General features: G+C 34.8%; 17 protein-coding genes. 2 read left to right on the top strand and 15 right to left on the bottom strand.

What is annotated here, in order from left to right; translation table 11 throughout:
• Window positions 1-13: 13 nt before the first annotated feature.
• The 6 genes from PZ898_RS22150 to queG all read right to left on the bottom strand — a co-directional run bounded on the left by PZ898_RS22150 (window position 14) and on the right by queG (window position 4931).
• On the bottom strand, window positions 14-1102 hold the full coding sequence (locus PZ898_RS22150) for an efflux RND transporter periplasmic adaptor subunit (protein ID WP_277694251.1): 1089 nt from the start codon (window positions 1100-1102) through the stop codon (window positions 14-16).
• A 60-nt stretch (window positions 1103-1162) separates the two neighbouring features.
• Entirely contained in the window at window positions 1163-1414 is a 252-nt protein-coding gene (locus PZ898_RS22145; protein WP_131797565.1) for a hypothetical protein, read from the bottom strand.
• A gap of 380 nt (window positions 1415-1794) precedes the next feature.
• Window positions 1795-2247: an SRPBCC family protein gene (locus PZ898_RS22140; protein WP_062676353.1), complete on the bottom strand. Its 453-nt coding sequence runs from the start codon at window positions 2245-2247 to the stop codon at window positions 1795-1797.
• A 51-nt stretch (window positions 2248-2298) separates the two neighbouring features.
• The gene (locus PZ898_RS22135) at window positions 2299-2946 is read right to left on the bottom strand and encodes a murein L,D-transpeptidase catalytic domain-containing protein (protein WP_277694250.1); all 648 of its coding nucleotides are present in this window, start codon (window positions 2944-2946) and stop codon (window positions 2299-2301) included.
• Between the two features lie 3 nt (window positions 2947-2949).
• Window positions 2950-3633 carry a TIGR02117 family protein gene (locus PZ898_RS22130; RefSeq protein WP_277694249.1) on the bottom strand — a complete coding sequence of 228 codons (684 nt, stop codon included), beginning with the start codon at window positions 3631-3633 and terminating at the stop codon, window positions 2950-2952.
• A 359-nt stretch (window positions 3634-3992) separates the two neighbouring features.
• Entirely contained in the window at window positions 3993-4931 is a 939-nt protein-coding gene (gene queG / locus PZ898_RS22125; protein ID WP_062676356.1) for a tRNA epoxyqueuosine(34) reductase QueG, read from the bottom strand.
• 163 nt (window positions 4932-5094) lie between these two features.
• Between queG and PZ898_RS22120 the strand changes: the two genes are divergently transcribed.
• Window positions 5095-5394: a rhodanese-like domain-containing protein gene (locus PZ898_RS22120; RefSeq protein WP_047377132.1), complete on the top strand. Its 300-nt coding sequence runs from the start codon at window positions 5095-5097 to the stop codon at window positions 5392-5394.
• Window positions 5395-5421: 27 nt separating this feature from the next.
• Window positions 5422-6042 carry a hypothetical protein gene (locus PZ898_RS22115; protein ID WP_277694248.1) on the top strand — a complete coding sequence of 207 codons (621 nt, stop codon included), beginning with the start codon at window positions 5422-5424 and terminating at the stop codon, window positions 6040-6042.
• Window positions 6043-6106: 64 nt separating this feature from the next.
• Here the strand turns inward: PZ898_RS22115 and PZ898_RS22110 are convergent, their stop codons facing one another.
• The 9 genes from PZ898_RS22110 to PZ898_RS22070 form a co-directional block, all read right to left on the bottom strand.
• Complete coding sequence (locus tag PZ898_RS22110) at window positions 6107-6877, bottom strand: alpha/beta hydrolase (protein WP_120233014.1); 771 nt, start codon at window positions 6875-6877, stop codon at window positions 6107-6109.
• Window positions 6878-6891: 14 nt separating this feature from the next.
• A complete protein-coding gene (locus PZ898_RS22105) occupies window positions 6892-7836 on the bottom strand; it encodes a nitronate monooxygenase (protein WP_277695614.1) in 945 nt (314 codons plus the stop codon).
• Window positions 7837-8002: 166 nt separating this feature from the next.
• Window positions 8003-9370 carry a peptidylprolyl isomerase gene (locus tag PZ898_RS22100; protein WP_062676359.1) on the bottom strand — a complete coding sequence of 456 codons (1368 nt, stop codon included), beginning with the start codon at window positions 9368-9370 and terminating at the stop codon, window positions 8003-8005.
• A gap of 86 nt (window positions 9371-9456) precedes the next feature.
• Window positions 9457-10380 (bottom strand): PfkB family carbohydrate kinase, encoded by a 924-nt coding sequence (locus tag PZ898_RS22095; protein WP_062676360.1) that lies wholly within the window; start codon window positions 10378-10380, stop codon window positions 9457-9459.
• 27 nt (window positions 10381-10407) lie between these two features.
• Window positions 10408-10965, bottom strand: coding sequence for a gliding motility lipoprotein GldD (gldD, locus tag PZ898_RS22090; protein WP_062676361.1), 558 nt, complete (start codon window positions 10963-10965; stop codon window positions 10408-10410).
• 44 nt (window positions 10966-11009) lie between these two features.
• Complete coding sequence (gene mutY / locus PZ898_RS22085) at window positions 11010-12044, bottom strand: A/G-specific adenine glycosylase (protein ID WP_277694247.1); 1035 nt, start codon at window positions 12042-12044, stop codon at window positions 11010-11012.
• Window positions 12045-12486: 442 nt separating this feature from the next.
• Complete coding sequence (locus PZ898_RS22080) at window positions 12487-13032, bottom strand: hypothetical protein (RefSeq protein ID WP_277694246.1); 546 nt, start codon at window positions 13030-13032, stop codon at window positions 12487-12489.
• A gap of 47 nt (window positions 13033-13079) precedes the next feature.
• On the bottom strand, window positions 13080-14030 hold the full coding sequence (locus PZ898_RS22075; protein WP_277694245.1) for a hypothetical protein: 951 nt from the start codon (window positions 14028-14030) through the stop codon (window positions 13080-13082).
• Complete coding sequence (locus tag PZ898_RS22070) at window positions 14027-16552, bottom strand: hypothetical protein (RefSeq protein ID WP_277694244.1); 2526 nt, start codon at window positions 16550-16552, stop codon at window positions 14027-14029. The genes PZ898_RS22075 and PZ898_RS22070 overlap by 4 nt, the downstream gene beginning before the upstream one ends.
• Between the last annotated feature and the right edge of the window lie 191 nt (window positions 16553-16743).

Here is a 16743-nt window from a genome sequence, read left to right as displayed (position 1 = left end):
AGATTATGAAAGGTTAATACTTCTTTTTGATTTTGATAATATCACCATCTTTCAAAGACTGAGTCCCTTCATAAATGATTAAATCTCCCTTTTTAAGACCGCTTTCTACCATATAAGAATCTCTTAAAGTAGTTCCGATCTTAATGTTGGTCATTTTCACTTTATTCTGTTTATCTACCACAAAAACATAGGTTTTATCCTGAATGGAAAAGGTAGATTTTTGTGGAATAAGGATCGCATTATTCTGTTGCTCAGAAATGATAAGCTTCCCGGAAGTACCGTGTTTGATCAAACGGTCCGGATTCGGGAAAAGCACTTTATAACGAATAGAACCTGTGGTTCTGTCTATTTCCCCTTCTGCTGTTTTCAAAGCTCCGTTGAACTGGTAATTAACTCCATTAGGTAACGTTAATTCAATTTTTTGATGATTTCCGATTTTATCGTTAGCTAAAAGCTCAAAATATAAGTTTTCAGGAATGGAGAAATAGGCATACACTTCGTTCAGTTGGGAAAGTGTGGTTAGCAATGTTCCATTTTCCACCAAACTTCCGTCTTTATGGGGAATTACATCAATTACTCCATCAAAAGGTGCTGTAATTCTTGTAAAGCTTATTTTCTGAAGAACGGTTCTTTTTTCTGCATCGGCAAAGGCATGTTTTGCTTTTGCAGAAGATAGTTTAGCCTTTACCATTTCCAGTTCGTTGTTTGCAACAAATTTTTTAGCATGAAGACTCTGAATCTGCTTCAATTCTACTTCTGCAATACGAACATCTGCTTCAGTCTGTTTTAAAGCTGCATTTGCTTTCAGGAGTTCCATCTGAAGTTCGGCATCATTAATTTTAAATAAAGCCTGTCCCTGATGGACAAATTGTCCCTCATTTACATAAATATGCTGTATAATACCTCCGATTCTGGAGCGCATTTCAACATTTTTTTTAGCCTGGATATCAGTAACAAACTGGTTGCTCACCAAGGTGTCTTTCTCCTTGATTTCCAGCACGGGAACTTCTTTGTCTTTCTGATTGTCTTTTTGCTTGTTTTTACTGCATGACACAGCGAATAATGTTGCAAGAATGCAAATTATTACGTTTTTAAAATACATTTTTAAATGTTTAAGTTATAAGATTTCCGTAAAAATGATTTGGTATTCAGAAACTTAAACCTAGTACAGCTGGAGGAGATGGAGAAAAGATTTAACGCCACAAATAATAGAAATTGCAATCTCAGGAAGCGTAACTTTGGGAATAGCTTTTAAAATTCCTGAAAAATCTGCAATGGCAGTATCGTTTTTTTTGACAGAATGTTTTACAATTTTGGCAGCCGCAGGCAATGCATGCGTATTCATATCTGCCTCTTCGTAAACATCCAGAACATGAATGTTGGTTACAGGAGGAACATGAGGGATATTTCTCAATGATTTTTCCGCCCAATTCGAATTGAAAAGGGAAAAAACCAGTATGATATAGAATAAGAAAAATGACCTCAGACTTGCCATGTCAACCAGAACACATTAGTTTTTAAGTAAAAAACGATAGTTTGGCAAAATTAGGAATTTTTACCGGAAAATCCGGCCATTGAACTGTTAAAAAAACTTAAACAATGGATGAATAATCTAATTTATTTGTATTGGGATTCCTACGGAATGACAAATAGACTTTGCATTCTATTTGTCATTCCGTAGGAATCTGATTGGATCGTTAAAGTTTCGGCTAAAGCCAGTGGAATTTGGGGTATCGTTTCTAAACGGGCTTCCTTCATCTAAGCTCAGGATGATAAACCGTTTCTATTGAATATCTAGAACAGTTTACTCAATATTCTGAAACGATAATCAAAGATATGTTCCAGTTTCTTTTTCACGAAAAGATCGTGGACAATTTCTCCTAAAAATCCCATGGGAAGTTCATAGTCTATAGTATCCTTCATCAATACGCCTTCTTCATTGGAAATAAATTCATGATAGTGGTTCCATAGTTTGTACGGACCTTTTTTCTGAAAATCAATGAAACTTTTCTGAAAATCTACGTGGGTGATCTCCGTCTGCCACTTCATTTTGATACCGAATAATGGAGAAACATAATAATCGATGAGCATTCCTTCAAAGATTTCATCATCTTCCATTTCCGTTAATACGACGAAGCCCATATCCTTCGGAGTAATTTCTGAAAGATTGTTTGCGGAGGAAAAGAACTTCCAGGCGGTTTCTATATCACAATTGAGCTGTTGTTCACGGAAAAGAGTATGCTTCATAAGACCGGATCAGTTTATCTGATTGTTGTGAAACAAATGTATGACAAAGATTTAATTATAGATCCACATCAGTACTGGTTTTCCCGATTTCTGAATCATCGGATCAATTTCTTTCATGGCATTGTTGGAAACAGTCGGGCAGCCCCATCCTTCGGGAGATCCGTCAGGAAACACTTCCTCATCGCTCATAAGATCCCAGGAATGAAAGACAATATATCTTTTTAAAGCATTGCTGTTGGTTTCTTCAAGGCCGTGCATCAGGTATTTTATATTGATTCCCCAATCGCTGTAGCCTCTTCCTTCCAATTTATACTTTCCTAAAGATGAAAGGTGGCTTCCATCTTCATTGCTGAAACCCGGATTGGCTTTAGAATTATCTTTACTCCAGGAATTGGAACCGCAACCATGCCCTACCAGATATTTTTTCGTAATCTTATTATTCTTAAAATCCCAGACAAAAAAACGGTTAACGCCGGAGTGAAGGCTCATATCAATGAGAATACAGAAATCTTTGCTGAGGTTCTTTGAAGCACAGAATTTCAGGGCTTCTTCTGCTTTTATTTTTAATTTAGAAAAATCAGCTTCAGGTTTCTTTTCTACAACTACTGATGTTTCTACCGTTCTTATTGCATTATTTCTCCTTTCCTGAGAACATGAACAGATCCAAAAGATGGTGAAAAACCAAAAAACCTTTTTCATATTTTATTTATAATGCTGAAAGATTCCGAAATCAGAAGGAGTCCAAAGTGCGGCTTTTTGCCCTGCTGCCTTCAAAGCGTTATTTGACCAGGTGTTGCAGGTATACAGAAAGCTGTAAGTCCCTTTTGCATCATAAAAAGCATCGTTATCACCGTAAACAGCATTGGTAGGGATCAGCATAAAATTTCCGTTCTGATCTCTGTCAAATTTATCTTCCACATATTTCACCAGATTTTCATACTGACTTCTGCTAATCATAATCATTTTACAGTCATCGCCTTCTTTCATCGTATTATAATAAGTACAGTGCATAGCTGAATCACTAAGCCAGAATGCAGCTTTTATAGCTGTTGAAAATTTCAGGTCTGCCCACGTAGGTGTATCAAGATAAAAACCTTTATCTCCCCATCCTATCCCTATATACTGATAGTCTGTTCTTTTTGATTTTGTATTGGCAAAAGGAATTTTCCGGCTCCAGTCCTGCAAATCGTTTTTCACAGGCATTACAATATCGGTATGCACTCCGTTGGTATAAATGTAGATTGGAATTTCTTTCTTTTGTCCGTCATTTTTTGCGGAAACAGGAATATAGGGAATCAACAACCCAAGGATGACATAAATAATCACAATCCCTAAAATAATTCCTACCACTTTCAGGAGATACATAAATATTGTTTTCACAGTCATGTTTTTAATAAAATTTAATCTTTAATTTTTAGTAAAAGTATTTGTTTTAATCGAAAAATTAGCTATATTTAGTTACGAAATATTCACAAATATGCGTAAAAATACTAAATCCCAAAAAAGGTTTAAAGTAAGAGTAAAAACTGCTCCTAAAAGAATACAAAAAAGACGTTGATTTTCGGTGAGATTCTGATCTCCTGAAAATCAATTTTTCTTTATAGGAAAGGCTTTTTAAGAAACTTATTAATGTAAATCTTCACCTCCTTAAAGCGAAAAATTTAAGGAATGGTCGACCATCAGCTCTGGTTTGGAACTTCAAAAAATTCCAAAAGAGGGATTGTCACCAAAAGTTCAGAGAAAACTCAGTCAGAAGATTTCTGTAAAAACTCAATATTTCTTTTGAGTCCTGTAAATTTAGTACGTTTTACGGGAGACTTTCTAAAGATTTCTGAGAAAATTTCCTGAGTAAGTTCCTTCCATTCTCCTTTTTTGAAGTTTTTCAACGCTTCATTGGGTTGGAAGCGGCTCTGTTTGTTAGGCGCTGAGAACCTGTTCCAGGGACAAACATCCTGACAGATATCGCAGCCAAACATCCAGTCTTCCATTTTATCTTTAAAATAATCCGGAATTTCGCTTTTGAGTTCTATGGTTGCATAGGAAATGCAGCGGCTTCCATCTATAATTTTTTCAGAAACAATGGCATCTGTAGGACAGGCATCGATACATTTTCTGCAGCTTCCACAATGATCTGTAGTGGCGTGGTCAGGAATCAGCTCCAGATCGCAGATGATTTCGGCCAGAAAATAAAAAGAACCGCTTTGTTTGGTAATGAGGTTGGCATTTTTCCCTACCCAGCCTATTCCTGATTTTTTAGCCCACGCTCTTTCCAAAACCGGCGCAGAATCTACAAAGACACGAAATCCAAATTCCCCTATTTCTTCCTGCAGCTCTGCAACCATTTCACGGAGTATTTCTTTGATTACTTCATGATAGTCTTCTGCATAAGCATATTTTGAGATTTTAAAGTTCTCCAGCGTTGAAATTTTTTCTTCAGGAAAGTAATTGTAAGAAAGTGAAATCACAGATTTTGAACCTTCTACCAATAGTCTCGGATCAAGTCTTTTGTCGAAATGATTTTCCATATACTTCATTTCGCCGTTATAATTATTCTTCAGCCATTTTTCAAGATGAGGAGCTTCTTCCTCGAGAAAATCAGCTTTGGAAATGCCACAACTCTGGAATCCAAAACTTTTTGCCTTGGATTTTATGAGTTGGGAATATTTTTCGGCACCAGCATTCATTAATTTCACACTGCAAAATTAAGATTATTTTATCAATCTTCAGATTTATGCCAAAGTACCTCCCACGAATGGTTCTTTCTGAAAAAATTATGTTTTAATTAGGATTTTTTTCAAAAAAAAAATACGTAATTTCGTTTCTAATTTAATGTTTAAACCAACAACTATGTCTTTAATAGAAGTAATACAATCAGGAAACTATGAATTAATCGACGTTCGTGAGCCAATGGAGCTTGAAATGGACGGTAATATAGATGGTGCTAAGAATATTCCTTTAGGTGAAGTAGAAGACAGACAGGATGAGATCCTATCTATTGAAAAGCCTGTTATCTTATTCTGCAGAAGCGGAAACAGAAGCGGAAAAGCATTGGATTATCTTAACGCTCAAGGATTAAAGGACGGTTATAACGGCGGAGGCTGGGCTGAGCTGAAGGCTGTTCTGGAAGCAAATCAGGGAACTTTTTAAAAGTTCCTTTTTTTATATCTTATTTCTATGAATCTGAAAAACTATTTTGAAACGCTTTGTTCTTCTTTCACCGAAAACAAACAGCTGATCGACAGTCTGTGGAACGAAGTTGAAACCAGATATTCTGAAAAAGGCAGACACTACCACAATCTTCTTCATCTTGAAAATATGTTCAGTGAGCTCGAAGCTGTGAAAAGCCATATTTCAGATTTTACAGCCATTTCTTTCTCCGTGTTTTACCATGACCTTATCTACGATGCTTCTTCTAAGTCTAATGAGGAAAAAAGTGCGGCCAAAGCAGAAAAAAGGCTTGGAGAACTTCATTTGAACAAAGACAGAATTTCACTCATTTCTGCGCAGATTCTAGCAACAAAATCACATCATCAATCCGATAATGAAGACACCAATTATCTGCTTGATGCCGATCTTTCTGTATTGGGTAAAGATTTTAAAACTTATTCAGAATATACTCAGAATATCAGAAAAGAGTATTCTATTTATCCTGACTTCCTTTATAAACCGGGACGAAAAAAAGTGCTCAAACATTTCCTTGAACTTGAAAGTATCTTTAAAACAGAATATTTTAAGGATAAATATGAGGCTCAGGCAAGGGAAAATATTGCTGCCGAGCTTCAGTTATTGAAATAAAAATAGATCAATCTGTTGATTTAACAAAGACACCCGTTAACAGGTGTCTTGTTGATATTGTATATTAGAAATAATTGCTGATAAATCCGGCCGCTTTCTCCAATACAAGCTCAGGCACTTCTTTATGTGGTGTATGGCCTATACCGGGAATGATATATTTTTCCGCACTTCCACCGACCTGAGTAACTGTTTTTTCTACCTGATCCAATGTGCCATATTCATCGGCTTCTCCCTGAATAAATAACAATGGAGCTGTAATATCTTTCAGGAAATACTCTATATTCCAGGTTCTGTAATCATCCCTTGTCCAGGTTTCTGTCCAGGCTCTGAAAAGCATTTCTACTTTATCACCATGATATTTCTGCAAACGTTCCGGAAGATTGGTCGTTTTGTAAGCTTCCCATGCGTCGTAAACTCCTTTTAAAGTTGTTTCTTCTACAAAAATATGACCAGCTTCACAGATAACGGCTTTTATTCTTTCGGGATATTTTGCAGCGGTGATCAAAGCAATTGTTCCCCCATCACTGTGCCCGAACAGGACAACGTTATCAATATTCATTTCAGTCAATACATCATTCAACAGATCTGCTTCCAGTTCCATATAATGTATCGGCCTCTCATGAGTAAGCATAGGAAACGATTTCCCATAGCCTAAACGGTCATAAGCAAGAGTATTGCATTGTGTGATCTCAGCCAGCTTAGCCGGAAAATCTCTCCAGAGCTGCACAGATCCTAATGAATCATGCAGAAAAACAATGGTAGGCCTGTCTCGAAGTTGATTATTGTGTTCGATATATAATTTTTGTCCCTTTACATCAATTATTCTTCCTTCCATCGAATAAAATCATATTAAAAAACCGGCATTTTCGTTTCTTCAAATTCTTTTAAAAGATGGCTGAAAACAGTTTCCACCGGAAGAATTTCATCAATTAAAGCAGAAACCTGGCCTATTTCAAGTTCTCCCTCTTCCATATCTCCTTCAAACATCCCTTTTTTTGCTCTGGCTCTTCCCAGCGATGCGATTAAAGCATCTTTGTTTCTTCCGTTCACATAAATATCTTCCAGCTCATTGAAGAATTTATTTTTAACCATTCTTACAGGAGCCAGTTCTTTCAACGTAAGGTGTGTATCTCCTTCCTGGAGTTCTGTAATTTTCTTTTTCCAGTTTTCATGGGCGCTAGCTTCGTGGGTAGCAGCAAAACGGGAACCGATTTGTACACCGTCCGCACCAAGAATCATTGCAGCCTTAATTTGTGAACCTAAAGCAATTCCTCCGGCAGCGATTAACGGTTTAGAAATATGTTTCTTTACATTCGGAATAAGACAGAATGTGGTGGTTTCATCTCTTCCGTTGTGGCCTCCTGCTTCGAAACCTTCTGCAACAACAGCATCTACTCCTGCGTCTTCGCATTTTACAGCGAATTTGGTGGAAGAAACAACGTGAGCTACTTTGATTCCTTCTTTCTGAAGGGTTTCCGTATAGGTTTTCGGGTTACCGGCTGACGTGAATACAATTTTCACTCCTTCTTCAAGGATGATCTGAATGATTTCCTCAATATTAGGATATAACATCGGTACATTTACCCCAAATGGCTTATCAGTTGCCAGCTTACATTTCCGGATATTTTCTCTCAGGATATCAGGATACATACTTCCTGCTCCTATTATTCCCAATCCTCCACAGTTGGAAACGGCAGAAGCAAGTCTCCATCCTGAATGCCAGATCATGCCTGCCTGGATAATTGGATATTTAATATTAAAAAGGTGTGAAATTCTATTGTGTGTAGCCTCCATGTCATGAAGTTTTTTTGCAGCGTTAAAATCTATAAAATTGCTCATGTGTAAAAATAATAAAAACAACTGTTTTCCGGGAAAAATATGTCAATATTTTCTATCATAGCTTATTATTCTTTAAAGCTTATTATAAAAAAAACCTTCAGAAATTCTGAAGGTTTTGATTTTATTTTGTTAAGGATTGTTTCTTCCAGTTAGACTTAAAGTTACAGGTGTCGTAACGTCCGTCAATTGAAATAAAGGTTGTCGGTAACTTTGAGTTGACAAACTTTTCAACCATTTCACTTTTCTTTTTATTCAGTGCCATCTGCTTGATTCTGCTGAAATCTGTTTCCAGCGTAATCTGGTGAGAAGGAATCACATCTTCAACTTTGATGATCTTGATTTGTTTTCTCTTATTCTCTTCGTCTTCAAAAGCAGTAGTGATATCACCTTTGTTTAATCCTGCCAATTCGTAACTGATTGTTCCAGGGATACTTTCTCTTTCAATTTTATCAGAGCCATCAGCTCCAGGAATGATCCCAGCATTGAATTTTGTTCTTTTATCGTCAGAGAATTTAAAAGCAGCATCTTTAAACGTCATTTTACCATCAACGATAAGACCTCTTATACTGTCTAATTTTGCTTTTGCTGTTTTGATCTCATCATCAGTAGGTACTGCTTTTAACAAGATATGTCTCGCATCATATACTTTACCAGATCTTTTCACTAACTGAATAATATGGAATCCGAATTCAGATTCAATAGGATCTGAAATTTCATTTTCCTGAAGGTTCAATGCTGCAGCTTCAAATGGCTTTACCATCTGTCCTTTATTGATATTTTTATATAATCCTCCATTAGCGGCAGATCCTTCATCTTCAGAATAGATTCTTGCCTGGCTTTCAAAAGTTTCCCCTCCGATAATATCCTGCTTGATTTTTTTCAACCTGTTGATAAGCTCTTGTTTGTGAGCTTCTGTAAGTGACGGGTAGATCATAATCTGAGCTAAAGTAACTTCATCTTTTACCTGTGGCAGCTGTGTTTTATACATATTGTAAAAATCAGTTACCTCATTAGGAGTTACGTCCGCTTTATCAGTTATTCTCTGGTACTTTGCCTGTCCGTAATACTGGTCTGTATCAATTTTTTCAATAGCATTTTTCAGTTCATAAGCATTTCTGAACTTATAAGCTGCAAGCATTGTTTTTTCATCCGGAAATTGAGAAAGCATCTGACGGTATTTTGCATTAGCCTGTTCTTTGATTGCTGCAGAACGATTTTCAATTAAGGTATCTTTTTTTGCTTCGTATACAAGAAGCTTATTGCTGATAAGGTTTTCCAGGAACTCACATTTATCTGTGTTGGCAGCTCCCTGTTGTTTACCATAATTCATCTGCTCGATTACATCAGATTCCAATACAATCTCATCCCCGATAACAGCTGCAATACCATCCACCAAATCTCCTTGTTTTAGCTGGGCATTCATCATATTTGAAGAGAATATCATGATGAAAATCCCAAGAAGAAAAGTGATTTTTAGTTTATTTGTCATTTTACTATTTTAACAAGTTGCAAATTTAGAATTCTTAACGAATTTCACTCAATTTTTTATTATAAATATTTCTTAAAAAGACTTATTTACTGCAGTTCAACATCAAATGTCGTTAATTCTTTGAATTGTCTCAATCTGCTGAACATATCTGCTTCGTTTACTTCTTCTATTCTTTCTGTTCCGAATTTCTCTACAGTGAATGAAGCCATTGCAGATCCTACGATAAGAGCAGATTTCATCGTTTCGAAATCAATTTTTCCTTTTTTGGCAAGATATGCCGCGAAACCTCCTGCAAAAGTATCTCCAGCTCCTGTCGGATCGAAAACATCTTCCAGTGGAAGTGCCGGGATAGCAAATACTTTATTATCATGGAAAAGTAGAGCTCCGTGCTCTCCTTTTTTAATGATCACATATTCAGGACCCATTGTGTGGATCTTTTTAGCTGCTTTCACTAAAGAATATTCTCCCGAAAGCTGTCTTGCCTCTTCATCATTGATGGTAATAACATCTGTTTTAGCAATCATATCCATTAAGATATCCCATGCAGAATCCATCCAGAAGTTCATGGTATCAAGGATAACCAGCTTAGGACGGTTGTTCATTTTTTCAAGTACAGATAACTGAACTCCAGGGTGTAGGTTTCCAAGTAGTAAAATTTCGGCATCCTGCATTGAATCCGGGATTTTCGGATCAAAGTTCTCCAATACGTTTACTTCTGTAGCCAAAGTATCTCTTGTATTCAGATCGTTGTGGTATTTTCCGGACCAGAAGAATGTTTTTCCTTCTTTCACAATTTCAATTCCTTCGATGTTTACCTCTCTGTTTGTGAACATATCAAGATGTTCCTGTGGAAAGTCTCCTCCTACTACAGAAACAATTCCGGATTTAACGCCTAAAATTGATGAAGTGATCCCGATATAAGTGGCTGCACCTCCTAAAATTTTGTCCGTTTTACCAAATGGTGTTTCAATTGCATCAAATGCAACACTTCCTACAACTAAAAGTTTCATATATTTTTCAATGTATATTAAAAGTAATTATTTTTTCCATTCAAAAGTGTCCAGCAGATGTTTCATATCATTTTTGATATAGTTCACTGCAGGCGCAAGAGAGTCCGGTTTCGGTCTCGTATTAAAGTATAAGTAAGCAGTCACGAAGTGTTTCGTACTGTCTGTAATGTAAAACTGAAGATTGGAAGCACTCTGCCCTTTCAATTCATAGAAGTTCCCATATACTTTCTTTTCAGGGTATTCAAAGGATTTTGTATCTATGGAACTGGCTTTGATGGTATGTTCATATACCATTTTTTCAGCTTCCTTAATATGGTCAGCAAAGTCGTTTTGTATAGGGTAATAGGTAATGAAAAGCTTAGCTTTCATTTTTGGATAGTTCAGATAGAACCAACAAGGTTTCTTCGCTGGAGCAATCGAAGCAAAGTCCGAATACTCAAAGGTGTAGGCGCAATCGTTTTCAAACTTCTGATATTTCGGTGCGGGATATTCAAGACGCAGTTCTCCATAAGGTTTTGGTGAAGGGTCTTTTCCACATGAAATTAAAAGCAGCGATACAAAAATAAAAATGACTTTTTTAATCATTTTGCAAAAGTACAAATTAGATTTCAGATTTCGGAAGACAAATTTCAGTCTTTCAGTGCGTTTTGAATGTAAATTTCCAAAGGCTTCGGAAAGGATTTTTCATGAGAGCCTTCAAGGTCTGTAATCAGGTATTGATTTTCAGCGATAAAATCATTCCATTGTTTTTCTGAAGTAACCTCAACATTCCAAATTTCAATGCTTAAATTCTTATGAGTCAGTTTATGGGTAACTGTTTTTGAACCTGTAATGAAGGGTTCCATATCGGAAGGAATAGCTGTGGGAAACTCAAATAATTTCTTCCATATGAAGTCATCTGCTCTCTGACGGATCAGAAATTGTCCTTTTCTATGAACAAAATAATAGGTCAAAGTAAGATCTTCTGCTTTTACTTTTTTCGTTTTTACAGGATAATCTGAAATTTTTTGCATGGAAAATGCCAGACAATCTTCATTTACAGGGCATTCTCCGCACAACGGATTTTTGGATTTACAGATTTCCGAGCCGATATCCATCATAGCCTGATTAAAGTCTCCTACATTTTCCGGCATTACCAAGGCGGCCAGTTCAGAAAAATAGGTAAACGCTCTTGAATTTGAAATATCGAAGTCATCGGCAAAAAGACGGCTCAAAACGCGGTAAAAATTCCCGTCAACCGCAGGCATTCTTGCACCGAAGCAGATGCTTGAAACCGCTGCTGCAGTATATTTCCCTACTCCTTTCAGTTTTAAAATTTCTTCATATTCGTGAGGAAAGATACCCTGATAATCGTTCATGATCTGCTGGGCCGCTTTATGAATATTGATGGCTCTTGAATAATATCCCAATCCTTTCCAATAGAGTAAAACTTCGTTTTCTTCAGCTTCTGCCAATGTTTTTACATCAGGAAATCGTTTAATGAAATTATTATAATGATTCAGCCCCTGATTGATTCTCGTCTGCTGAAATACAATTTCACAGATCCAGATTTTGTACGGATCTTTTGTCTGTCTGAAAGGCAGATCTCTTGCATTATTTCTGTACCACTCCAAAAGCCTGTTTCCTATATGAAGGAATTCTGAACCTGTTCTATTTTTTTCCAAAAACCAATCTTATTTTAAATCATTGAAGAGATGATTTTCTCTTCATCCTGAACATTGTTTCTATGCTGCAAAGATAGGTTTATTTTATTTTTCCTGTTTTTGATGTTGAAGGAGTTTTTTTGTGAATCTGTTATTGTATAAATTTATTTTTTACCCTGATCTCTTCCTATGCATTTCAACTTTGAATTTAATTTTTATTGAAGCAGCATCATTCTTTAGAATATTTTCAGCAGTATAAGTCAATGCACAACCGGAACCACAACTAATAACAAAAGATTTACTATTTTCTACATTTCTACTTTGAGAAATTAAAAGGTTTGTTTTTTTGATTTTGTATTATCTTTTATAAAAATATCTTTCTGCTGTTTCTTCTGTTCAAATGAACATGAGAGAAATAGGAATGATAATGAATCAAAAAAGTTTTCATCCTATGCTAAATTACTTATTCTGATAGGATTTTATCCAAATCAAGCTGTTTGAGCGATATTTTTTCAGAGATCTCTTTTTGCATCCATTCTTCGTCACCTGTTTTTGCACTTGTTCCTAAAGTTGCGATGAATAATTTTTCAATAAATAAATCATTATTCTTGAAAAAAACGGGCATAACAATTTTTCGAGACGTATTTTGATACTGATGTGTGTAACCTAAAATTAAATTGAAAACTTGTTTGTTTTTTGTATTAGTATCTATTTCTATAAAATCACAATCAATGTTTTTTGTAAAAAATACTTTATTATCAGTTTGCGCTTTTAAAGTATAATCATTTGTGTTTTTTTCTATAATAATGAGATCATTTTTATCACTTTTATTAAAGTTAACTCTATAATTTTTAGTTTGTGTTGAATTTGAATTAAAAGAAGAAGGTAGATCTTCTTCATCAATATTTTCTTTTAAATTTATTTTATCACTATTAATGGCTTTCGTATTATTTTCTTTACAACTAAAAAAGAAAATGAGAGGTACTAAAGTTAAAACGGATTTCATCATTGTCCATTTATATTAATTTTCAAACATTTGGAAAGAGTAAGGATTATTTATTTAATTTTTTGTAATGGCATTTCATTATTTCCGGGGTTGATAAAATATATGGGATTTCCTGAAATAAAGTAATTGTCGTCTGATTTTTCAATGTAAATAACTCCCATCTCATCAGAAGAATCATTATATTTTATTTTAATTTTTTGATGATTAATTTCTTCAGCCTTTAATTTAGAATATTTATTTGTTGTTCCTTCTTCAGTAATATCCATAGAAATATCTTCAAGGGAATTTATTATGATGTTAAAAATAGTTTTTGCTTCGTCTCTATTTGAAGCTTCAAAATGATATTTCCCTTTCCAAAAATCAATACTTGTTTTCGTAATATTATTATCTTTTGAGAAAGATTTTTGTTGTACTGAAGATATTTTGCCTGAAGAATTTATTTTATAATGTTCCCATTTTTCAACATTTGCTCCAGATTCATCTTCTACGAAATCTAATAAATAAATTTCATTTTTATTAAGGTAATAATATTTTGTTTTTACAGTTAATGCTTCTGAAAAATTAAAAGATTGGTAAATAACAATCGAGTCAGTTATTGTTTTATTTTTTTCAATATACAATGTCGTTTGGTAACTTAAATCTGCATTATTGCTTTTAGGAATATTATTTTTAATAAATAGTTCTATATTAGAAGCCAGTTTTCCAATAATGTTTTTTTTATTTATTGAGTTTAATTTTTCATAATTGAATTTGATTTTAGATAGGGTACATTTTGCATCATCTTCTTCAATTTGTTTTTCTGATCTATTAAAAAAAGTAGTTTTTAATTTACAAGTAGGATTGATAGAGCTGACAAAATTCAAATCAGAAATTAACTTATCACCATTCCAATTTTTATCAATGGATATTTCTTGGGAGAAAGATGGTTTTGAAACATTCTCTTGCGCTTTTTTGCAAGAAAAAATACTTAAAAAAGATAATAAAATAATTAGGTTTTTCATTTTTCTTTAATTGTTTTTATAACACTACTATTAAAATTTCCAGAATGCAAATGACTATTGTGAAGGCTTCCCCCATTACCAGCTCTTTTTAGCTTCTGACAGTACTCATTTATACCCTTTAAAACTTCTGTAAAATGGAAAAATATTGCACTATCTATTACCTTTTGATCTTGCTCAACAATACCTAAATAAAGTGTATCTACACTTCTTCCATTACAATGTTCCTGACTTGGAAAGCTTGAGCCTTCAGAAAAACAACTACCTGTTGTAGTTAGTTTGTATCCAGATTTAGCTAAATACCCAATAAATCCAGCAAAAGAATCTGCTCCAGTATATCTTCTTTGAGTTTTTGAAAAGCTATAAGCAATAGAAACACCATCTTTTTTATAATTTAAACTATCTGGCATTTTAATTAATTCAACATTATTTTTTCCCGCTTTATATAATAGCCAAATGATTCCTTTTTTAGGATGAGTTCCGTATTCTGCAATATCTCCATTTTCATATTTTACACGTCTAGATGTATTTCCTTCAGAAACATATTGATCAGAAAGAACTTTTGAATGAGTAGGTTTAGTGTTATAAACTTGTCCAACACCCTTTTCTTTAGTCGTATGCCAATCTACAGTAGTTATTTCATGCTCATTTCCTATTGAATCATGATAAACATATTTATATCTAGTTTCATTTCCTTCCTTTATTTTTTTAGGAATATGTTTTTCGATTTTATTATCATGATATATATGATAAGTTACAATATCTTTTGCATTAATATTATCACTTTTTGTACTATTATTGCCGCATGTAAAAGTCTTTGTTTTATTAGATCGTCCTAATTCTTCTACTTCTTTCAAAGCTTCTTCGAATTCCCAAACATAGGATTTTCCCTCTTTACCTTTATAAAATTGCTTTTTGCCATTTTTATCAATCCAAAATTCGTGTGTCTCTCTTTTGAACATTGAGTTGTCATCATATGCATCTTTCGTACTATCATAAACAACATAATTTTTTTCAGAAGCATGGGCTGTTGAATTTGGATAGTTTACAGCTAAGTAAAGAGCAGTTCTATTTTTTAATAGATTTTTATACATTTTTTTCTTAAAATGTTTTTCAACGTAGTCTAATTGTTGTTCTGCAGTTAATGACATCAAATGAGTTCTTGTTGTTCCAATTTCCTCTGCTGCAGCTTTTCCAAATTGTATTAATCCAATATATTTGTATTTACTATTTTCATCAGGATTTTTCCTAAAAGTACCACATTTAGGGCTAAATGAATATGCTGATTCTAGAGCTATAATTGTCATTAGCCAATTTGCCCCTTCATAATTTTCTTGTGGTAGTTCTAAATTTTTAGCAATTTGCACTACTTTCTTTCTAAACTCACAACTTACTTTTCCTCCCCATACTAAATCTTTATACTGTTCCTGACATATACAACTTCCTGGTTTATCTGGGTTTTGCGTATTCTGTACTCCCACCGCACTCTTCACCTTCTCCATTTCCAGCAATCCATCCGAATTTACCCCAAATTTCTGAGATTCTGCAGAAAGATCTTTGGAGATAATTTCTATAAAATAGTTTTGTGTATAGAAATTCGAATTGCCGATAGGAAAGCCTATTCCTTTTTCAGAACTCACTTTTGTAATGATAAATCCTGAGGTATCGTATACATCGGCAGGAATTTTAATCATTGCACTTCTATAAACTTCATGAGTGGATGTGGAATCATATTTCCAGATGACATACTGAATGTGTTTTTCCACCATATTCTTGGAGTGAATTCTGACCCTAACTTTATCTCCTACCGCTACTTTGGAAAGCTCTTTTCCTGTATCATCAATGAAAACAGCTTCTATAATATTACCTTTAGGATCCGGCTGTTTGGGACCACCTTCTGGTCCGACAGGGAATTTTGGTGTGTGTTTCTCAGGCTGCGGCTTAGGTTTGGGGTGATTTTGAGGTTGGCTCTTATAATCAGGGTTGGCTACCTCTACATTCACCTGGCTGGCTCCCAGAATTTTCCCGGAGTAAGTGGCTGTAACATAATACTCATGATTGGCGCCTTCATTTCTGTCACCTTTCATCAGAAACTGATCGGCCATCTGACGAAGGATTTTTTCATCAGACATTAAATGAATAGATACTTCCGCAATTCCTTTTTCATTGACGCGAGCCTTGTAGCTGTGGGTGTGACGGTTGCTTTTGTTAATACTGGCATCGTGCCCTTTTCCAGGAGCGTCATCTTCCCAAAGGTGAAATTCAATCTCTTTATTAAACATCGCAATACAATGAGCTTGTGCGATAAGAATATCATGATAACTTGCTTTATTGAAATCTTTTACTCCTCTGTTGAAGAGGACTACTTTATCAATCTTTGGAACCTTGTTGCTGATAGGAACAATTATAAGGCTGCCAGCCAGTTCCTTGGTAACGGGAAGGCCGGGTAAAATACCTTTTTTAATTTCATACACCTTCATTTGAAATTCTACTCCCAGCGCTATTTCTCCAAAGTTGTATGTCACTTTTTCACCGGTTTTTGGTTTTCCGGTGATGTCTTTCCAGCTTCCGTTTTTCTGTTTCTTATAAAGATACCATTCAAAGCCTCCATTCAGTACAAATGAAAGTACTGAAGGCTTTATTTCGTAGGAACATGTTGTTCCAACCCGAGGATTCTGATCCCCGGCAATATTCCCTGTCATGGCTGATAGAATTT

Origin of the sequence: Chryseobacterium sp. WX (assembly GCF_029542485.1) — a bacterium.
Lineage (GTDB): Bacteria > Bacteroidota > Bacteroidia > Flavobacteriales > Weeksellaceae > Chryseobacterium > Chryseobacterium cucumeris.
The sequence above is the reverse complement of the archived record's forward strand: the minus strand, read 5'-3'. Positions and strand labels throughout refer to the sequence as shown.